Annotated in this window: 14 protein-coding genes; 11 read left to right on the top strand and 3 right to left on the bottom strand. The window is 65.8% G+C overall.

Features of this window, described 5'->3' with window-relative positions; translation table 11 throughout:
- The first annotated feature begins 201 nt into the window (after positions 1–201).
- The gene (locus tag RPPS3_RS00545; protein ID WP_107342368.1) at positions 202–1,713 is read left to right on the top strand and encodes an aldehyde dehydrogenase family protein; all 1,512 of its coding nucleotides are present in this window, start codon (positions 202–204) and stop codon (positions 1,711–1,713) included.
- Between the two features lie 8 nt (positions 1,714–1,721).
- A complete protein-coding gene (locus RPPS3_RS00540) occupies positions 1,722–2,510 on the top strand; it encodes a sulfite exporter TauE/SafE family protein (protein WP_107346366.1) in 789 nt (262 codons plus the stop codon).
- Positions 2,511–2,623: 113 nt separating this feature from the next.
- Here the strand turns inward: RPPS3_RS00540 and RPPS3_RS00535 are convergent, their stop codons facing one another.
- Positions 2,624–4,165 carry a PLP-dependent aminotransferase family protein gene (locus RPPS3_RS00535; protein WP_107342367.1) on the bottom strand — a complete coding sequence of 514 codons (1,542 nt, stop codon included), beginning with the start codon at positions 4,163–4,165 and terminating at the stop codon, positions 2,624–2,626.
- Between the two features lie 238 nt (positions 4,166–4,403).
- Here RPPS3_RS00535 and RPPS3_RS00530 point away from each other — a divergent pair, with 238 nt between their 5' ends.
- From RPPS3_RS00530 to RPPS3_RS00500, 7 genes are all read left to right on the top strand, one after another.
- Positions 4,404–6,047 carry an amidohydrolase gene (locus RPPS3_RS00530; RefSeq protein WP_107342366.1) on the top strand — a complete coding sequence of 548 codons (1,644 nt, stop codon included), beginning with the start codon at positions 4,404–4,406 and terminating at the stop codon, positions 6,045–6,047.
- On the top strand, positions 6,044–7,000 hold the full coding sequence (locus tag RPPS3_RS00525; protein WP_107342365.1) for a CobW family GTP-binding protein: 957 nt from the start codon (positions 6,044–6,046) through the stop codon (positions 6,998–7,000). Before RPPS3_RS00530 ends, RPPS3_RS00525 begins: the two co-directional genes overlap by 4 nt.
- A gap of 89 nt (positions 7,001–7,089) precedes the next feature.
- On the top strand, positions 7,090–8,691 hold the full coding sequence (locus RPPS3_RS00520) for an ABC transporter substrate-binding protein (protein ID WP_107342364.1): 1,602 nt from the start codon (positions 7,090–7,092) through the stop codon (positions 8,689–8,691).
- A 27-nt stretch (positions 8,692–8,718) separates the two neighbouring features.
- Entirely contained in the window at positions 8,719–9,699 is a 981-nt protein-coding gene (locus RPPS3_RS00515; protein ID WP_107342363.1) for an ABC transporter permease, read from the top strand.
- The gene (locus RPPS3_RS00510; protein WP_107342362.1) at positions 9,696–10,604 is read left to right on the top strand and encodes an ABC transporter permease; all 909 of its coding nucleotides are present in this window, start codon (positions 9,696–9,698) and stop codon (positions 10,602–10,604) included. The genes RPPS3_RS00515 and RPPS3_RS00510 overlap by 4 nt, the downstream gene beginning before the upstream one ends.
- Before the next feature lie 2 nt (positions 10,605–10,606).
- Positions 10,607–11,605 carry an ABC transporter ATP-binding protein gene (locus tag RPPS3_RS00505; RefSeq protein ID WP_107346365.1) on the top strand — a complete coding sequence of 333 codons (999 nt, stop codon included), beginning with the start codon at positions 10,607–10,609 and terminating at the stop codon, positions 11,603–11,605.
- On the top strand, positions 11,602–12,660 hold the full coding sequence (locus tag RPPS3_RS00500; protein WP_107342361.1) for an ABC transporter ATP-binding protein: 1,059 nt from the start codon (positions 11,602–11,604) through the stop codon (positions 12,658–12,660). Before RPPS3_RS00505 ends, RPPS3_RS00500 begins: the two co-directional genes overlap by 4 nt.
- Positions 12,661–12,787: 127 nt before the next feature.
- Here the strand turns inward: RPPS3_RS00500 and RPPS3_RS00495 are convergent, their stop codons facing one another.
- Together RPPS3_RS00495 and RPPS3_RS00490 are read right to left on the bottom strand one after the other, a co-directional pair.
- A complete protein-coding gene (locus tag RPPS3_RS00495; protein WP_107342360.1) occupies positions 12,788–13,198 on the bottom strand; it encodes a flagellar basal body rod protein FlgC in 411 nt (136 codons plus the stop codon).
- Positions 13,199–13,333: 135 nt separating this feature from the next.
- On the bottom strand, positions 13,334–14,230 hold the full coding sequence (locus RPPS3_RS00490) for a PepSY-associated TM helix domain-containing protein (protein ID WP_107342359.1): 897 nt from the start codon (positions 14,228–14,230) through the stop codon (positions 13,334–13,336).
- 813 nt (positions 14,231–15,043) lie between these two features.
- Here RPPS3_RS00490 and RPPS3_RS00485 point away from each other — a divergent pair.
- Both RPPS3_RS00485 and RPPS3_RS00480 read left to right on the top strand, forming a co-directional pair.
- Positions 15,044–15,385, top strand: coding sequence for a hypothetical protein (locus RPPS3_RS00485; RefSeq protein ID WP_107342358.1), 342 nt, complete (start codon positions 15,044–15,046; stop codon positions 15,383–15,385).
- Positions 15,386–15,463: 78 nt separating this feature from the next.
- Entirely contained in the window at positions 15,464–15,868 is a 405-nt protein-coding gene (locus RPPS3_RS00480; protein ID WP_107342357.1) for a hypothetical protein, read from the top strand.
- Positions 15,869–16,056: the final 188 nt, after the last annotated feature.

The following is a 16,056-nucleotide window of genomic DNA, read 5'->3' as shown; positions in this document are numbered from 1 at the left end:
TCGTGGTGGGCGCGCGAGCGTGTCCGTGATTGATGCGGACCCGCCGGCAGCTTCGTGCAAAGCGTGTCACGAGCCGCCGTAGGTGCCTTAGAACCAGATGGCGCGGTCTCGGCGGACCAGACGCGAAGCGCTGGCGTCTGGCCCAATGGCTTGGAGCGCGCTGGACCTTCGCGGCGGACGCCGGATCGCCAAGGTGATGCGATGATCAACATCGCCACCCGCATCAATCCCGCCATCGCCCCCGCCGTGACGGAGGTGATCTCGCAACTCCAAGCCCGTCACCTGATCGGCAACACGCTGGTGCCGTCCGTCGGCGGTGCCACGCTCGACGTCATCGATCCTGCAACCGGGCAAGTGATCGGCAAGGCGCCGGCCGCGACCGGCGACGATGTCGCTCGCGCGGTGGAAGCGGCGTCCGCAGCATTTCCGGGATGGGCAGCGACGCCGGCGCGCCAGCGCGGCAAGCTGATAGCGGCTGCGGCGAGCGCAATCGCTGAGCGGAGCGACGTGATCGCCACCGTGCTGGCGCTGGAAACCGGCAAGGCGATCCGCACCGAGTGCCGCGGCGAGGTTGCGACCGCGATCGATATCACCACGATGTATGCAGGCCTCGCATCGGAGCTGAAGGGCGAGACGCTGCCGTTCGATCCGCAGATCCTCACCTATACCAGCCGCGAGCCGCTCGGCGTCGTCGCCGCGATCCTGCCCTGGAACGTGCCGTTGGTGCTGATGATGCTGAAGATCGCCCCGGCGCTGGTGGCGGGCAACACCGTGGTGGTGAAAGCCTCCGAAGAAGCGCCGTATGCGACCATCGAAATGGCCCGGCTGATGGCGAAGCTTCTGCCGGACGGCGTGCTCAACGTGATCTGCGGCACCGGCCGCGACTGCGGCGCGGCGCTGGTCGAGCATCCCGCCGTCGCCAAGGTGACGTTCACCGGCTCGCAGGCCGTCGGCGAGCTGATCTATCAGATGGCGGCGAAGAAGATCATTCCGGTCAGCCTCGAACTCGGCGGCAAGAGCCCGATGATCGTCTATCCCGACGCCGACATGACGCGGGTCATCGCCGGCGCGATCGCCGGCATGCGATTCACCCGCCAGGGCCAGAGCTGCACCGCGGCCAGCCGGATCTACGTCCACGCCTCGCTGATCGACGCTTTCGTGGCGACGCTGCGCGAGGCGGTCAGCAAGCTGAAGATCGGCGATCCGCTGGATGAAGCGACCGATATCGGCACCGTAATCTCGCAGCGGCAGAAGGCCAAGGTCGAATCCTACATCGATCTCGGCGCGCGTACCGCCGGTGCCAAGGTCGACCGCTGCGGCGAGCTGCCCGGCGCGGCGCATCTGAAGGACGGCCTGTTCCTGCAGCCGACCATCATCACCGGCGTGCCGGAGGACTCGCCGCTGATGCGCGAGGAGATCTTCGGGCCGGTGGTCTGCGTGCAGCCGTGGGACGACGAGGACGATGTCATTGCGCGCGCCAACGATAGCGACTTCGGCCTCGCCGCGACGGTGTGGACCAACGATCTGCGCAGTGCGCTGCGCACCGTGCAGCGGCTCGATGCCGGCTACGTTCAGGTCAACCAGAACCTCACCATCCAGCCGAACCTGAGCTATGGCGGGTTCCGCAAATCCGGCCTCGGCAAGGAAGCATCGCTGGAGGCGATGCTCGAGCACTTCACCAAGAAGAAGACCGTCGTCATCGATATGCGGTGACGACGGCGATGCATGAGCTGATCGCCGAGGCTTCCGCAAGCTTCCTGTCGACGTTGCCGTCGCCGATGGCGATCGCCGGTGTGCTGAGCGCGGTGCTGGCGGCGGCTCTGTTGCGCGGCTTCACCGGGTTCGGCTTTGCGCTCGCGGCGGTGCCGCTGATGGGCATGTTCATGGCTCCGGCTAAAGCCGTGCCGGTGGCCGTGCTGCTGCAACTGCTCGGCGGCCTGAACGATCTTCGCCGCAACCATCGTGATGCCCACTGGGCGTCGCTGCGCTGGCTGATCGTTGGCGCGGTGATCGGTTCGCCCATTGGGGCACTGGCGCTCAGCGTCGCTCCGGCACCGGTGGCGCGGATCGTGATCGCGACCATCACGGCCGCCGCGGTGGTCGTGCTCGGCCGCGGCTTCGCCATCGAGGCGATTCCGTCGCGGCCGGTGACGACCGGCGTCGGCATGCTGTGCGGCCTGTTCAACGGCCTCGCCGCGATGCCGAGTCCGCCGGCGATCGTCTACTACATGTCGGGGCCGTTCCCCGCTGTGGTGGTGCGCGCGTCGCTATTGGTGTTCTTCCTCGCCACGTCGATCGCCGGCTTCACCAGCATTGCGCTGGTGGGGCTCGCAACCGTGAATGTGCTGTGGCTGGCCGCGATGGCGTTGCCGGTGATGATGTTCGGCACCTGGATCGGCGAGCAGGGCTTCCGCCGCGGCAGCGAGCGGCTGCATCGCCACGTCTCGATCGCCAGCCTCGGCGGCGTCGCGCTGCTCAGCGCCGCGAAGGGAATCTCCGAGTTGATGTGAGGGCTCCGCTTCTCCCCATCATTGCGAGCGAAGCGAAGCAATCCAGTGCCGAGCACGGAGCTTCTGGATTGCTTCGTCGCTCCGCTCCTTCGCAATGACGCTGCGACGTCTGATCAGCCCTCGAGCTGCTTCGCCAGCACCTTGCCGAGCCGCTCGATGCCGACCTCGATGCGGTCGGTGCGGATCGAGGAGAAGCCGAGCCGGAAGCAGTGCCGGCTCGCGGTTTCGTCCATCGAGAATACGGCGCCGGGCTCGATCACGACGCCCTGTTCGAGCGCAGCTTCGGCCAGAGCGGTGGCGTCGATCGAAGTCGGGCAGGTCACCCAGAAATTGGTCGAGCCTGGACCGCGTGAGAAGCTGCAGCTCGGCAGATGCTTGGGCAGCAGCTGGTCCAGCAGTTTGGCGCGTTCCAGCAGCACGCGGCCGACCTGGGCGAGATGCGCCCGATAGTGGCCGAGGCCGATGAAAAGCGCGGCGACGCGCTGATTGTTGAGCGGAGGATGCCGCAGCATCAGCCGGCGCAGCGCGCGCAGTTCGCGGATCACCGGGGCGGGAGCGACGACGTAACCGAGCCGCAGCCCAGGGGCCAGCGCCTTCGACAGGCTGCCGACATAGAGCACGTTGCTGGCGCGATCGAGGCTCTTCAGCGGCGGCAGCGTCGCCGTCTCCGGCATCAGCTCGCCTTCGTAATCGTCCTCGACCACCACCACGTCGCCCGCCGCGGCGGCCTTCAACAGTTCGACGCGGCGCGGCAGCGGCATCGTCACGGCGGTTGGGCACTGATGACTGGCGGTGACATAGGCCAGCGCGCAGCTCTGGAAAGTCGCGTCCGGCACCAGCCCTTCGCCATCGACGGAAAGCGGCACCACGTTGGGCGTCAGCATCCGGAAAATGTTGCGGGCGTCCGGATAGCCCGGCTCTTCGATGCCGACCTTGGTCTGGCCGTTGATGAACAGCGTCGCGATCAGATACAGCGCGTGCTGAGCCCCGATCGTCATCATGATCTCGTCGGCGCGGGCGTGGATGCCGCGGCGCGGCAGCACCTGTAGCTGCAGTTGCTCGATCAGCGCCGGATCGTCACCGTCGATCAGGTCGCGGGCCCAGTTGTTGATTTCCGGAACGCTGAGTGCGGCACGGGCGCTTTCGCGCCAGTCGTTGGTCGGAAACAGACTCGGATCGAACTGCCCGAAGATGAACGGGTAGGGATGCGTTTGCCAGTCGAGCGGCTTGACGATGTTGCGATGCGCCGATGGCCTCACCGCGAAGCGATCGGCCCAGTGTTCGTCACCGCGGCTGGTGACCTCGGCGAGGCCGGGCGTTTCGGTGGCGAATTTCTTCGGCAGGCCGGCGACGAAGTAACCGCTGCGCTGCCGCGAGACCAGAAAGTTCTGATCAACGAGCTGCTCGTAAGCGATCACCACAGTGTTACGTGACACCTTCAGCACGGTGGCGAGGTCGCGGCTGGACGGCATCTTCATGCCGAGCGGCAGCCGGCCATCCTCGATCGCCGTCACGATGATCTGGCGAATCTGCAATTGCAGGAAAGAGCCGCCGCGGTTGAGGCCGCGAAACAACGCGCCCCAGAATAACTCGTCTTTGCCTAATGCGGCGGCATCTGAAGAGGCAATTGCACCGCCGTTAGGCGTGCGTGCCACAGTGGACTCCCGGAATGTGAGCTGTGCTAGCTTTCCCAAGACGCGATACCCTGACTGACACGACGACGCGAAACGGCTGTCATTGCGAGAATGAAGCTTTTACAAACCGTCTGCAAGAAGCGAGCCATGGGAGGCGGCAGTTGGCGCATAGCCCTGGCTCCATTCGTGCTCGGCATCTGGCGCTAGTGCCACGGGGACGATCGCTTCACGCTCGCAATCGCAAGCCTGGAGACTAAGCGTGCCGTCTGACACCGTCGTTTATTCCGCCCGCAAGATTATCACCATGAACCCGTCGCGGCCGAGCGCGACGCATGTTGCGGTGCGAGACGGGCGGATCGTTGCGACCGGCAGCGCTGACGAACTGATGGTAAGCGGCGCGCGGCTCGATACCCGCTTCGCCGACAAGGTGTTGATGCCCGGCTTCGTCGAAGGCCACAGCCACATCATGGAAGGCCTGATGTGGAAGCAGCCTTATGTGGGCGCGTTCGACCGCCGGTCGCCGGAAGGCAAAGTAGTGGTCGGTGTGCCGGACATCGAAGCGATCGTGGCGCGGCTGCAGCAGGCTGAAGCCGCGCTGCCCGACGATGGTTCACCGCTCTACGCCTGGGGTTTCGATCCGCTGCATATCGGCGGCAAGATGCTGACTCGGCAGGATCTCGACCGGGTGTCGACCAAGCGTCCGGTCCTCGTCGTCCACGCCTCGTTCCATATCAACAACGTCAACACGCTGACACTCGAGCGTGCCGAGCTGCTGCAGGCCACCAACATTTCGGGCGTCGTCGCCGGCGCAGATGGCCTGGCGAGCGGCGAACTGCAGGGCATTCCGGCGCGGATGCGGCTGTTCCGTGCGCTCGGCCACAATCCGCTCGCTGGTACCATCACCGAGGCGGACGTGCGGCGCTATGCGGCGTCGTGCTGCGTGCAGGGCGTCACTACGATCACCGACCTGCATAACGACCTCGCCGATCCGACCATCGAAGTCTATCGCAGTGCGACCAGCCAGGCCGATTTCGGCGTTCGCTTGGTGCCGGCGCTGGCCGCGGTGTCGCATACGCCCGAACAGGCGATCGCCAAGTTGGAAACGCTGCGCGGCCACGCCAGCGACAAGCTGCATTACGGTATCGTCAAACTGGTGGTCGATGGCTCGATCCAGGGCTTCACCGCGCGGCTGCGCTGGCCCGGCTATCACAACGGTGCCGCCAACGGCCTGTGGTACATCGCGCCCGAAGAGCTGCCGCGGCTGGTCGAAGCGTATCACCGCGCCGGCGTGCAGCTTCACATTCACACCAACGGCGACGAGGCCACCGAAGTGGCGCTCGATGCGATCGAGGCCGCACAGACAGTCGCGCCGCGTCCCGATCATCGCCATACCCTGCAGCATTGCCAAATGGCCAGCGTCGCGCAGTTCCGGCGGATGAAGAATCTCGGCGTTTGCGCCAATCTGTTCGCCAACCACCTGTACTACTGGGGCGATGCGCACTACGAGCTGACGATGGGGCCGGAGCGTGCAGCGCGGCTCGACGCCACCGGGACCGCCCAGCGGATCGGGGTGCCGTTCGCGATCCACTCCGACGCTCCGGTGACGCCGCTGGCGCCGCTGTTCACCGCATGGTGTGCGGTCAATCGCGTGTCGTCGAGCGGGCGTGTGCTGGGCCGGGATACCGAAGCGCTCACCACCGAGCAGGCGCTTGCTGCAATCACCATCGGAGCAGCCTATACTTTGAAGATGGATCATCTGGTCGGCAGCATCGAAACCGGCAAATATGCCGACTTCGTCGTGCTCGATGAGGATCCGCTGGCTGTTCCGCCGGAGCGGCTGAAGGAGATCGCGGTCTGGGGCACCGTGATCGGCGGCATGATCAAGGAGGCGCCCCGCGCATGACGGCAGCATCCGCGACCATTTCAGTCACGGTGATCGGCGGCTTTCTCGGCGCGGGCAAAACCACCTTCGTCAACCATCTGCTACGCAGCGGCGGCCCTCGGACGGCCGTGCTAGTCAATGATTTCGGCGAGGTCAATGTCGACGCGACGCTGATCCAGAGTCACGACGGCACCACGATGACGCTGACCAACGGCTGCATCTGCTGCAGCATCGGCACCAGCTTCATCGACACGATGTGCCAGGTCCTCGACGCCGCGGTGCCGTTCGAGCGAATCGTGATCGAAGCCTCCGGCGTCGGCGATCCATGGAAGATCGCCGAGATTGCGCTGATCGAACCGTCGCTGCGGCTCGATCGGGTGATCGTGTTGGCCGACGCCAGCCGGATTGCGCAACTGATCGACGATTCCAAGGTCGGCGACACCGTACGCGGCCAGTTTGAGCGCTGCGACATTGTCCTCCTGAACAAGACCGATCTGGTGAATGCCGATGCTCTGGCTGCCGCGCGTGCTGCGGTGCGGAGCCTGCGCCCGGACGTGCGCATCGTCGACACCGCGCAAGGCGCGATGCCGACGCTGGCGGAGCTAGAGACGGCTGCGTCGTCGAGCGGTTTCCGGGCCGACGCGGTAGATGCCGCGGCGATCAATCACGGCGCCACCTTCAAGAGCTGGGCGTATCGCCGCGCCGGCCGGTTCGACCGTGCCCGGCTCGCCTGTGCGGTCGACAAGCTGCCGCCGCAGCTGTTGCGGCTGAAGGGCTCGTGCCGCCTCGCCGGCGAAGACGACGTCAAAGTGTTTCAGATGGTCGAGAGCGTCTGGAGCCTGTCGCCGGCCGATGCCGGACCGGCCGAGCCCGGCATCGTGCTGGTCGGCGTCGGCACCGCCGATCTGCCGCCGCCGTCCGAACTCGACGCGATCCTCGACCGCGCTTTGGCGCCGGCCGGAGCGCTGTCGTGACGCCCGCCCTGCCAGTTTCTCCCCGCGAAAGCCACCCGGCTTTCCACGTCCTGCCTCGCCCATCCTTTCTTGCAGCGGAGTTCTGACCGATGATGTTGACGAAGCGATCCTTTGTAGTCGGAGCCCTCGGCGGCATTGCGCTGATGGGACTGCCGCTCGAAACCAAAGCGGAAGGTGCGGGGAGCGGCGGAACGCTGGTGATCGGTTCGACCCAGGTGCCGCGACACTTCAACGGTGCCGTCCAGTCCGGTATCGCCACCGCGCTGCCGAGCACGCAGATTTTCGCCAGCCCGCTGCGCTACGACGACAAGTGGAATCCGCAGCCTTATCTCGCCGAGTCCTGGGACGTGTCGAAGGACGGGCTGACGGTGACGCTGAAGCTGGTCAAGAACGCCACCTTCCACGACGGCAAGCCGGTGACCTCCGAGGACGTCGCGTTCTCGATCATGACCATCAAGGCCAACCATCCGTTCAAGACGATGCTGGCGGCAGTCGAGAGCGTCGATACGCCGGATCCGCACACGGCGGTGATCAAGCTGACGCATCCTCATCCGGCGCTGCTGCTGGCGATGTCGCCGGCGCTGATGCCGATCCTGCCGAAGCACGTCTATGGCGACGGCCAGGACGTCAAATCGCATCCGGCCAACCTGAAGCCGATCGGCTCAGGGCCCTACAAGCTCACCGAATACAAGCAGGGCGATTACTACACGCTGGAGAAATTCGACAAATTCTTCATTCCGGGCCGGCCGAAGCTCGACAAGATCGTGGTGCGGCTGATTTCGGATCCGAACGCCCTGATGGTGTCGGCCGAGCGCGGCGACGTTCATATGGTGCCCTACTTCACCGGCGTGCGCGACATCGAGCGGCTGGAGAAGGCGCCGAACGTCGTCGTCACCGACAAGGGCTTTGCCGGCATCGGTGCGCTCAACTGGCTCGCTTTCAACACCAAGAAGAAGCCGCTCGACGACGTGCGGGTCCGTCAGGCGATCGGCTATGCGGCCAACCGCGAGTTCATCGTCAAGAAGCTGATGGGCGGCAAGGCCTTGCCGTCGACCGGACCGATCGCGCCGGGCTCGCCGCTGGAAGAGAAGAATGTCGAGCAGTACAAATTCGACATTGCCAAGGCCAACAAGCTGCTCGATGAGGCCGGGCTCAAGCCGGATGGCTCCGGAGTCCGCACCACGCTGACGATCGACTACATCCCCGGCAATGACGAGCAGCAGCGTAACGTCGCCGAATATCTGCGTTCGGCGCTGAAGCGGGTCGGGATCAATCTCGAAGTCCGCGCGGCGCCCGACTTCCCGACCTGGGCCCAGCGTGTCGCCAATTTCGACTTCGACATGACGATGGACACGGTGTTCAACTGGGGCGACCCGGTGATCGGCGTCGATCGGACCTATCTCAGCTCGAACATCCGCAAGGGCATCATCTGGTCGAACACCCAGCAATACGCCAATCCGAAGGTCGACGAGATCCTCGGCCAAGCCGCCCAGGAAAGCTCGCCGGACAAGCGCAAGGCGCTGTATTCGGAGTTCCAGAAGATCGTCGTCGAAGACGCGCCGATCTTCTACATCAACGCCACTCCGTACCACACCTCGTTCGCCAAGGGACTCGGCAACCTGCCGACCACGGTGTGGGGCGTCGCCTCGCCGCTCGATGAGCTGTACTGGGCGACTCCGCCGAAGAACTGATCCGCAATCTCGACCGACGAAGCATCAATGGCTCTCCTCACCCATCTGTTCGGAAAACTCGCCAACGCCGTCGCGCTGCTGCTGGCGGTGCTGGTGATGAATTTCTGCCTGATCCATCTTGCACCGGGCGACCCGGTGCAGGTGATCGCCGGCGAGATGGGTGGGGCGTCGCCCGAGGTGATCGCGGCGCTCCGGGCAAAATACGGCCTCGACCACAGCCTGCTCGAACAGATGTTCACCTATCTAGGTAAGGTGGCGCATGGCGACTTCGGCTATTCCTACTACTTCAATCAGCCGGTGCTCGGCCTGATCCTGCAGCGGCTGCCGGCGACGCTGTATCTGGCAGCCGCCTCGCTGGTGGTGGCAGTGCTGATCGGCACGGTGCTCGGCGTGATCAGCGCGCGGCGCCCGAACGGTTTGCTCAGCCACGGCGTCACCGTGCTGTCGCTCGCCGGCCACGCGGCGCCGATCTTCTGGACCGGCCTGTTGCTTCTGCTGCTGTTCGGCTCGGTGTGGCCGATCTTGCCGGTCAACGGCATGACCGACGTGGTCAATCCGAAAACCGGCTTTGCCTACGCGGCTGACGTCGCCAAGCATCTGGTGCTGCCGTCGATCACGCTGGGGCTGGTATTCGTCGCGCAATATTCGCGGCTCGCCCGCGTCAACATGATCGACGTGCTGTCGGCGGACTACATCCGCACCGCGCGCGCCAAGGGGCTGCCGGAGCGGGTGGTGCTGGTCAAGCACGCGCTGCGCAACACCCTGATCCCGATCGTCACCGTGATTGGCCTGCAGTTCGGTAATCTGTTCGCCGGGGCGGTGTTGGTGGAGACGGTGTACTCCTGGCCGGGCATGGGGCGGCTGGTGTTCGACTCGATCCTGCGCCGCGACTACCCGACGCTGATGGGCGTGCTGTTCTTCTCCGCCGTGATGGTGATCGCGGCCAATATCCTCACCGACCTGGTGTACCGCCTGATCGATCCTCGCATCCGCGCAGGTGCCCGATGAGCACGATGGAGTCTTCGCTCGCGATGGCACAGAAGCCCGTTCCCAGCGTCAGCAAAGTGCCGAAGGCGGTGTCGCCGGCCCGGGCTGCGCTGCGCCAGTTCATGAAGAGTCCGTCCGGCGTCGCCGGCGCGATTCTGCTCTTGCTGCTGCTCGCCGGCACCGCGCTCGGTCCGTGGCTGTATCCGGTCGATCCGCTCGACATCGTCGGGCTGCCGTTTGCCGCGCCCGCGGCCGATGCTCCGCTCGGCACCGATTATCTCGGCCGCGACGTGCTGGCCGGGCTGATCTATGGCGGCCGCGCAACGCTGACGGTGGGCGCAGTGGCGGCGCTGATTACGATCGTGATCGGCGTCACCGTCGGTGCGCTCGCCGGCTTCTTCGGCGGCTGGGTCGACGCGCTCCTGGTCAAGATCGCCGAGTTCTTCCAGGTGTTGCCGCCGCTGCTGTTCGCGATGGTGCTGGTGACGCTGTTCGGTCCGAAGCTGTCGACCATTACGCTGGCGATCGGCGCGGTGAGCTGGACCGCGGCGGCGCGGTTGACGCGCGCCGAATTCATGCGGCTGCGGGATCTGGATTTCATCAAGGCCTCGCGCGCCGCCGGCGCCGGCAATCTGCATCTGATCCTGCGGGTGGTGTTGCCGAACGCGCTGCCGCCGATCATCGTGTCGGCGACGCTGGCGATCGGCACTGCGATCCTGTTCGAGGGCGGCCTCAGCTTCCTCGGCCTCGGCGATCCCAACACCATGAGCTGGGGCCTGATGATCGGCCAGAACCGCAACTACGTACTCGACGCCTGGTGGGCGGTGACGTTCCCGGGCGCCGCGATCTTCCTCGCCGTGCTGGCGGTCAGCCTGGTCGGCGACGGCGTCAACGATGCGGTCAATCCGCGGCTGCGGCGGAGGTGATGATGGCGCCGGTATTGTCTGTCGAGAATCTCAGCGTCAGCATGACCAATCGCGACGGCGATCTGGTCCCGGTGCTGGAGAATCTGTCGTTCACCCTCGATAAGGCGCGCACCGTCGCGCTGGTCGGCGAGTCCGGCTGCGGCAAGAGCATGACGGCGCTGGCGATCATGCGGCTGCTGCCGGAAGGCTTCGTGGTCACCGGCGGGCGCATCATGCTCGACGGCGAAGATCTGCTCACCGCGCGACCGAAGCGGATGCGCGCGCTGCGGGGCGACGCGATGTCGATGGTGTTCCAGGAGCCGATGACGGCGCTGAACCCGCTGTACACCGTCGGCGATCAGATCGCCGAGGTGCTGTATTATCACCGCCGGCTCAGCCGCAAGGACGCCGCCGAGCAGGCCGTGCAGTTCCTGAAAGCGGTGCAGATCCCGGCCGCCGAGCAGCGCGCCAAAGCCTATCCGCATCAGATGTCCGGCGGCATGCGGCAGCGGGTGATGATCGCGATGGCGCTCGCCTGCCGGCCGAAGCTCTTGATCGCCGACGAGCCGACCACTGCGCTCGACGTCACCGTGCAGGCGCAGATCTTCGACCTGCTCGCCCAGCTCCAGGACGAGACCGAGGCCGCAATCGTGCTGATCACGCACGACCTCGGCGCGGTCGCCGAACTCGCCGACGAAATCGCCGTGCTCTATGCCGGTCGCTGCATCGAGACCGGGCCGGCGCATGAGATCGCGGCACGGCCGCGCCATCCCTATACGCGTGGGCTTCTCGGCTGCGTCCCGCATCTCACCGTCGGCGTCGCCAAGCCGGAGGAGTGGGTCGATCTGGGCGAAATTCCCGGCATGGTGCCGGCGCTCGGCAATCGCGGGCCGGATTGCGCGTTCCTGGCGCGCTGCGCCAACGCCTCGGAGGCATGCCGGTCGCGGCCGCAGCCGCCGCTCGGGGCGATCGCGGCCGGGCATGCGGTGTCGTGCTGGCGTGCCGAGGAGATCGCTGCATGATGATCCACGAAGATCTGCGCCCCGCCGACGGCGATCCCTATCTGCTCGACGTCAACGACCTCGTGGTGCACTTTCGCACCGGCCGTAAGCGGCCGTGGGGCAAGCCGTCGTTCGTTCACGCGGTCGACGGCGTCAGCTTCCGCGTCAAGCGGGGCACCACCTTCGGCATCGTCGGCGAAAGCGGCTCGGGGAAATCCACCACCGCGCAGGCGATCATGAGGCTGGTGCAGGCGACCTCAGGGCAGGTGGTGTTTCGCGGCGAAGACATCATGCCGCTCACCGGCGAGCCGCTGCGCAAGGCGCGCAAGCATCTGCAGATCGTGTTCCAGGACCCGTTCTCGGCGCTCGATCCGCGGCGAAGGGCCGGCGACCAGATCCGCGAGCCGCTCGATCTGCTCGAGATCGGTAGCCGCAGCGAGCGCGACGCGCGCGTGCGCAAGCTGCTCGCCGAAGTCGGCCTGCCGCCGGAAGCCGCCGATCTGTTTCCGCATCAGTTCTCCGGCGGTCAGCGCCAGCGGCTGTGCATTGCCCGCGCCTTGGCGCCGGAGCCCGAGCTGATCGTCTGCGACGAGGCGGTGTCGGCGCTCGACGTCGCGATCCAGGCGCAGATCCTGAACCTCTTGAAGAAGCTGCAGCGCGAGCGCGGCCTCACCTACATCTTCATCTCGCACGACCTCGGCGTCATTCAGCAGTTCTGCGACGAGATCGCCGTGATGTATCTCGGCAAGATCGCCGAACAGGCGCCGGCCTCGGCGCTGTTCACCGAGCCGCGCCATCCCTACACATGGTCGCTGGTGTCGGCCGCTGTGCCGCCCGGTCCGCTGCGCGACGAGCTGAAGGCCAAGTATCTGGTCAAGGGCGAGCCGCCGTCGCCGGTCGATCCGCCGCCCGGCTGCCGCTTCGCGCAGCGCTGCCCGTTCGCCGAGGCGCGCTGCCGGGCGGAGTTGCCGTTCCCCGACGCCGCCGGTCACGAACACTACGTCGCCTGCCACCGCAAGGACGAGATCGGCATCCCCGATTTCGCCCCGCGCGCGGCGAGCGGGCCGATCGGTTAGTTCTCTCGTCGGCGATTTGCCATTCGTGGAATATCAATCACCGTCATTGCGAGGAGTGCAGCGACGAAGCAATCCAGCTCAGTGCACGAAGCTGGATTGCTTCGCTTCGCTCGCAATGACGGGAGGACTACACCTTCGCGTCGAGCAGCGCCTTGCTCATGTCGCGGTCCGCCTTCAGTGAGGCGAGGTTGGCGGTGTAGCTGTATTTGGCGACCATCTGGCCGATGAACTCCTGCGCCAAGTCGACGTTCGGCGCCGCCACCATGCCGTCCGCATTGGCGAACGGCGCTTGCGGGTCGGACACCGGGACGGTGGCGGGCGAGGTCGTGCCCAGGCTGGTCTGAGTGCCGCCAGTCGATGTGTCGGTTTGATTGACCTGCAGCGGCTTGTAAGCCTGCGGCGCACCGGCCGGGACGGTGCCGTCGGCGCCGGGCAGCGCGCCGGTCGATTGCTGATTGGCGATGTTGCTGGCCGACACTTCCAGCCGGCGGGTCGCTGCTTTCAGGCCGGAGACGGCAATCGACGAGATGCTGGACATGGACGCGCTCGTTGCGGCGGGCAGATGCGGGCAGAAGACGCCCGCACCTTGCAACGATCCGTGCACCGCTTCGGTGCAATTTGAACGATCCGGCTAAAGCCTTCTCAATCCTGCCGGGGCGTCAGACGGATTGCGTCAGGCCGGCTGCGTCGCCGGCCGCTGCGGGCGCCGCCGCAGCTTGCGCCGGGTCCACAGCCAGACGCCGGTGACCAGCAGGCCGAGCAGCACCACCGAGGTGATGACGTTGAGCGTGCCGGACAGCCAGGTCGACCAATTGCCTTCGTGCAGTAGCCGCGGCCAATTGCGCGGCAGCGGTGTGACGCCATCCGGCGCGAAGGTGTAGGCGCGCAGCTCGCCATCTTCGTAGATCCGCGCCATCATCCGTCCGCCGCGATTGGCGATCATCGTCAGGTGCGACACGTCGTGCGATTGCGCGATCTGCTGCACCGCGTCGGTCAGCTTGATGGTCATGCGGGCCGGCGGCGGGCCGCTGGAGAACGTCAGGCCGAACGCCATGCACAGCGCGGTGAGAGGGCTGAGCAGCAACAGCGGCAGCGTGAACCACGCCGCGCCCTTGTGCCAGCCGGAGAGGCTATTGCGCAGCCGCGGCAGCCCCATCAGCACGCCGATCGTCATCAGCACCGTCATGGCGATGGTCGAGGCGATCACCAGCCACTCGTAGCCGAGCAGGCGCTCATGGGTGCGCCGCGCCCATAGCAGCAGGTCGCCGGTGGAATCGCTGGCGGCTGCGGCTTCGCCGCTTGCGAGGTCGATCGGTGGTGCATTGACCCCGAGCAGGCGCATTTGTTGGCCGGTGGCGTTGATCGCGAGCCCGCGCGCCTGGCCTTGCGGATCGTAGCGTTCGATCAGGCCCGTGAGGCGGGCGGCATCGAGCGTTCCGGCCGGCAAGCCGCGGCCTTGCAGCATCGGCTCGACCGACAGAATCAGTCCGGTGACGATGATGGCGAGCAGCGGCAGCGCGAACACCAGACTGGTCCAGCGATGCAGTTTGAGGAGCAATGCATTATTCATGATGGAACTTCACGGTTGCGATCAGCGGCGAGCAACATGCGGATGCCGTCGTTGATCAGGCTTAAACGTCGCCGGCGGCGTCTGGCGTCGGCTCTGCTGCCTTCGTCCGTCTCTTCAGGACCGGCGGAGAGCCTCAATGTCGCGGCGAGTACTCCTACCTGCTCACGAGGCGGATGGAGCGCAGCGTGTTGTAGGCCTCTGAACCTATCGATTCGCTGACAGATTTTGCAGAGCAGCAAGCCCTTGGGGCTGCTCGAATTCTCGCGCCAAGGCCGCATGGTCGCTTCTTGAACCAGATGATGCGGGCAGCGGTGGTCCGATCGAGCGAAGTGATTCGGGGCACGCAGCCCTCGTGACGTTCTTGTCCGGGAAATGCCGAATCACCGGCACATTGCGGACTGGGGCGGTGGCCAGCGTTGCTCTTCCTTCGTCGTTAGGCCTCCTGCCCGAATGCGCGCGAGCGGGCGTGCATCGCGTTGCTGCCGCTCCGGCCAGATCGCGATGGCAGATTCGAATGTGCTCCGGAACGGCCGGCCTGTCCGGCAAATCACCAACTCGCGCAAACTGATGAGCGACGGTAACATCGTTGCAAGCAGTCGGTCGTGACGGGCCGCGCTGGATGGTGAGCCGCCGTGACCGGCGTGTCGCCGACGCGCGTTGTGGTGACGATCGCGCTGTGCCGACGTCATCCTTAGTAGCGGTTGCTCTGTCCTTAAGCGTGCTGAAACTTGCGCCTGTTGAAATTCCGGGGCGTTGATAACATGCTGCAGTTGCAAACCGTCTGGTGACAATTCCAACAGGTATGGAGGTAGTATGCGCTCCTCATCGATGATCTTCCTCGGTGCCATCGCGTTCGTTGCCGCGCTGTCGGTGGTGAACCAGGTCGGTGTGCCTCATCCGGCCCTGATCGAACCCGCCGTCGCTGCCACGCCGGTCGCGCCGCCGGTCAGTGCTTTCCGCACCGTGACGTCGTCGACCTGCTCGTCCAACGGCTGCCCGACCTCGTGCGAGGCGGATGAAGCGCTGATCTCCGCGATCTGCATCGGTCCGAGCAGCGCCAAGTTCAGCGACAACCTTTCTCTGGAGAACGGGCAGATGACCGCGAGCTGCGGCCCGAGCTCCTCCACCATCGTGGTGTCCTGCGCCCGCAAGTAACGCAGGCAGTTCGCTTCTGGGAGCCGGCGGCTGATCCAAGCACCCGCGGGCTCCCGTCAGTCTCAAAGGTTCTCTCCGATGCAAAACTGGTTCATCGCACTCGCCGTCGCAGTGCTGCTGCTCATCGGCTTCGCCGCCGGACCGATGTCCGTGGTCGTCGCCTTCCTGGCATTCTGGGTCACGCTGTATCTGGTGTGGGCCCGCGACCTCGGCTTCAAGGACACCTGGTCGCGCTACGGCCTGCAGCGCGTGAAGCCGCCGTTCTGGGCGGCGGAGAACAAGGTCTGGTTCTTCCCGATCTTCGACGACCGCGCCAAGGTGGTGAAGGCCGCCGCGGTGCCGCTGCTGATCATCGCGCTCAGCCTGATGCTGCCGACCTCGGTGGTGCGGATCGGCACGCTCTTGGTGCTGGCCTGGTACTGCCTGGAGATCTACCGGTCGCAGAAGGGCCTGGATCAGCTCGACCGCGCGCGCTTCAACTAATTCGGCGCAGCGCCGTTTCGGCGGCGCGCGCTCACGACGACATCGGCAACGGCGGGTGTGGCCAGCTCCACGCCCGCCGTTCGCGTGTCGGCGGTTAGGCATCTTTAAATGCTCCGCAGTTAGTACTGGACGGCGCTGCAGATTTTGCGATCATTGTCGCGCGTGAATGGCGTGCACAGGGCTCCGGC

Source organism: Rhodopseudomonas palustris (assembly GCF_003031265.1).
In the GTDB taxonomy this organism is placed as follows: domain Bacteria; phylum Pseudomonadota; class Alphaproteobacteria; order Rhizobiales; family Xanthobacteraceae; genus Rhodopseudomonas; species Rhodopseudomonas palustris_H.
The sequence above is the reverse complement of the archived record's forward strand: the minus strand, read 5'-3'. Positions and strand labels throughout refer to the sequence as shown.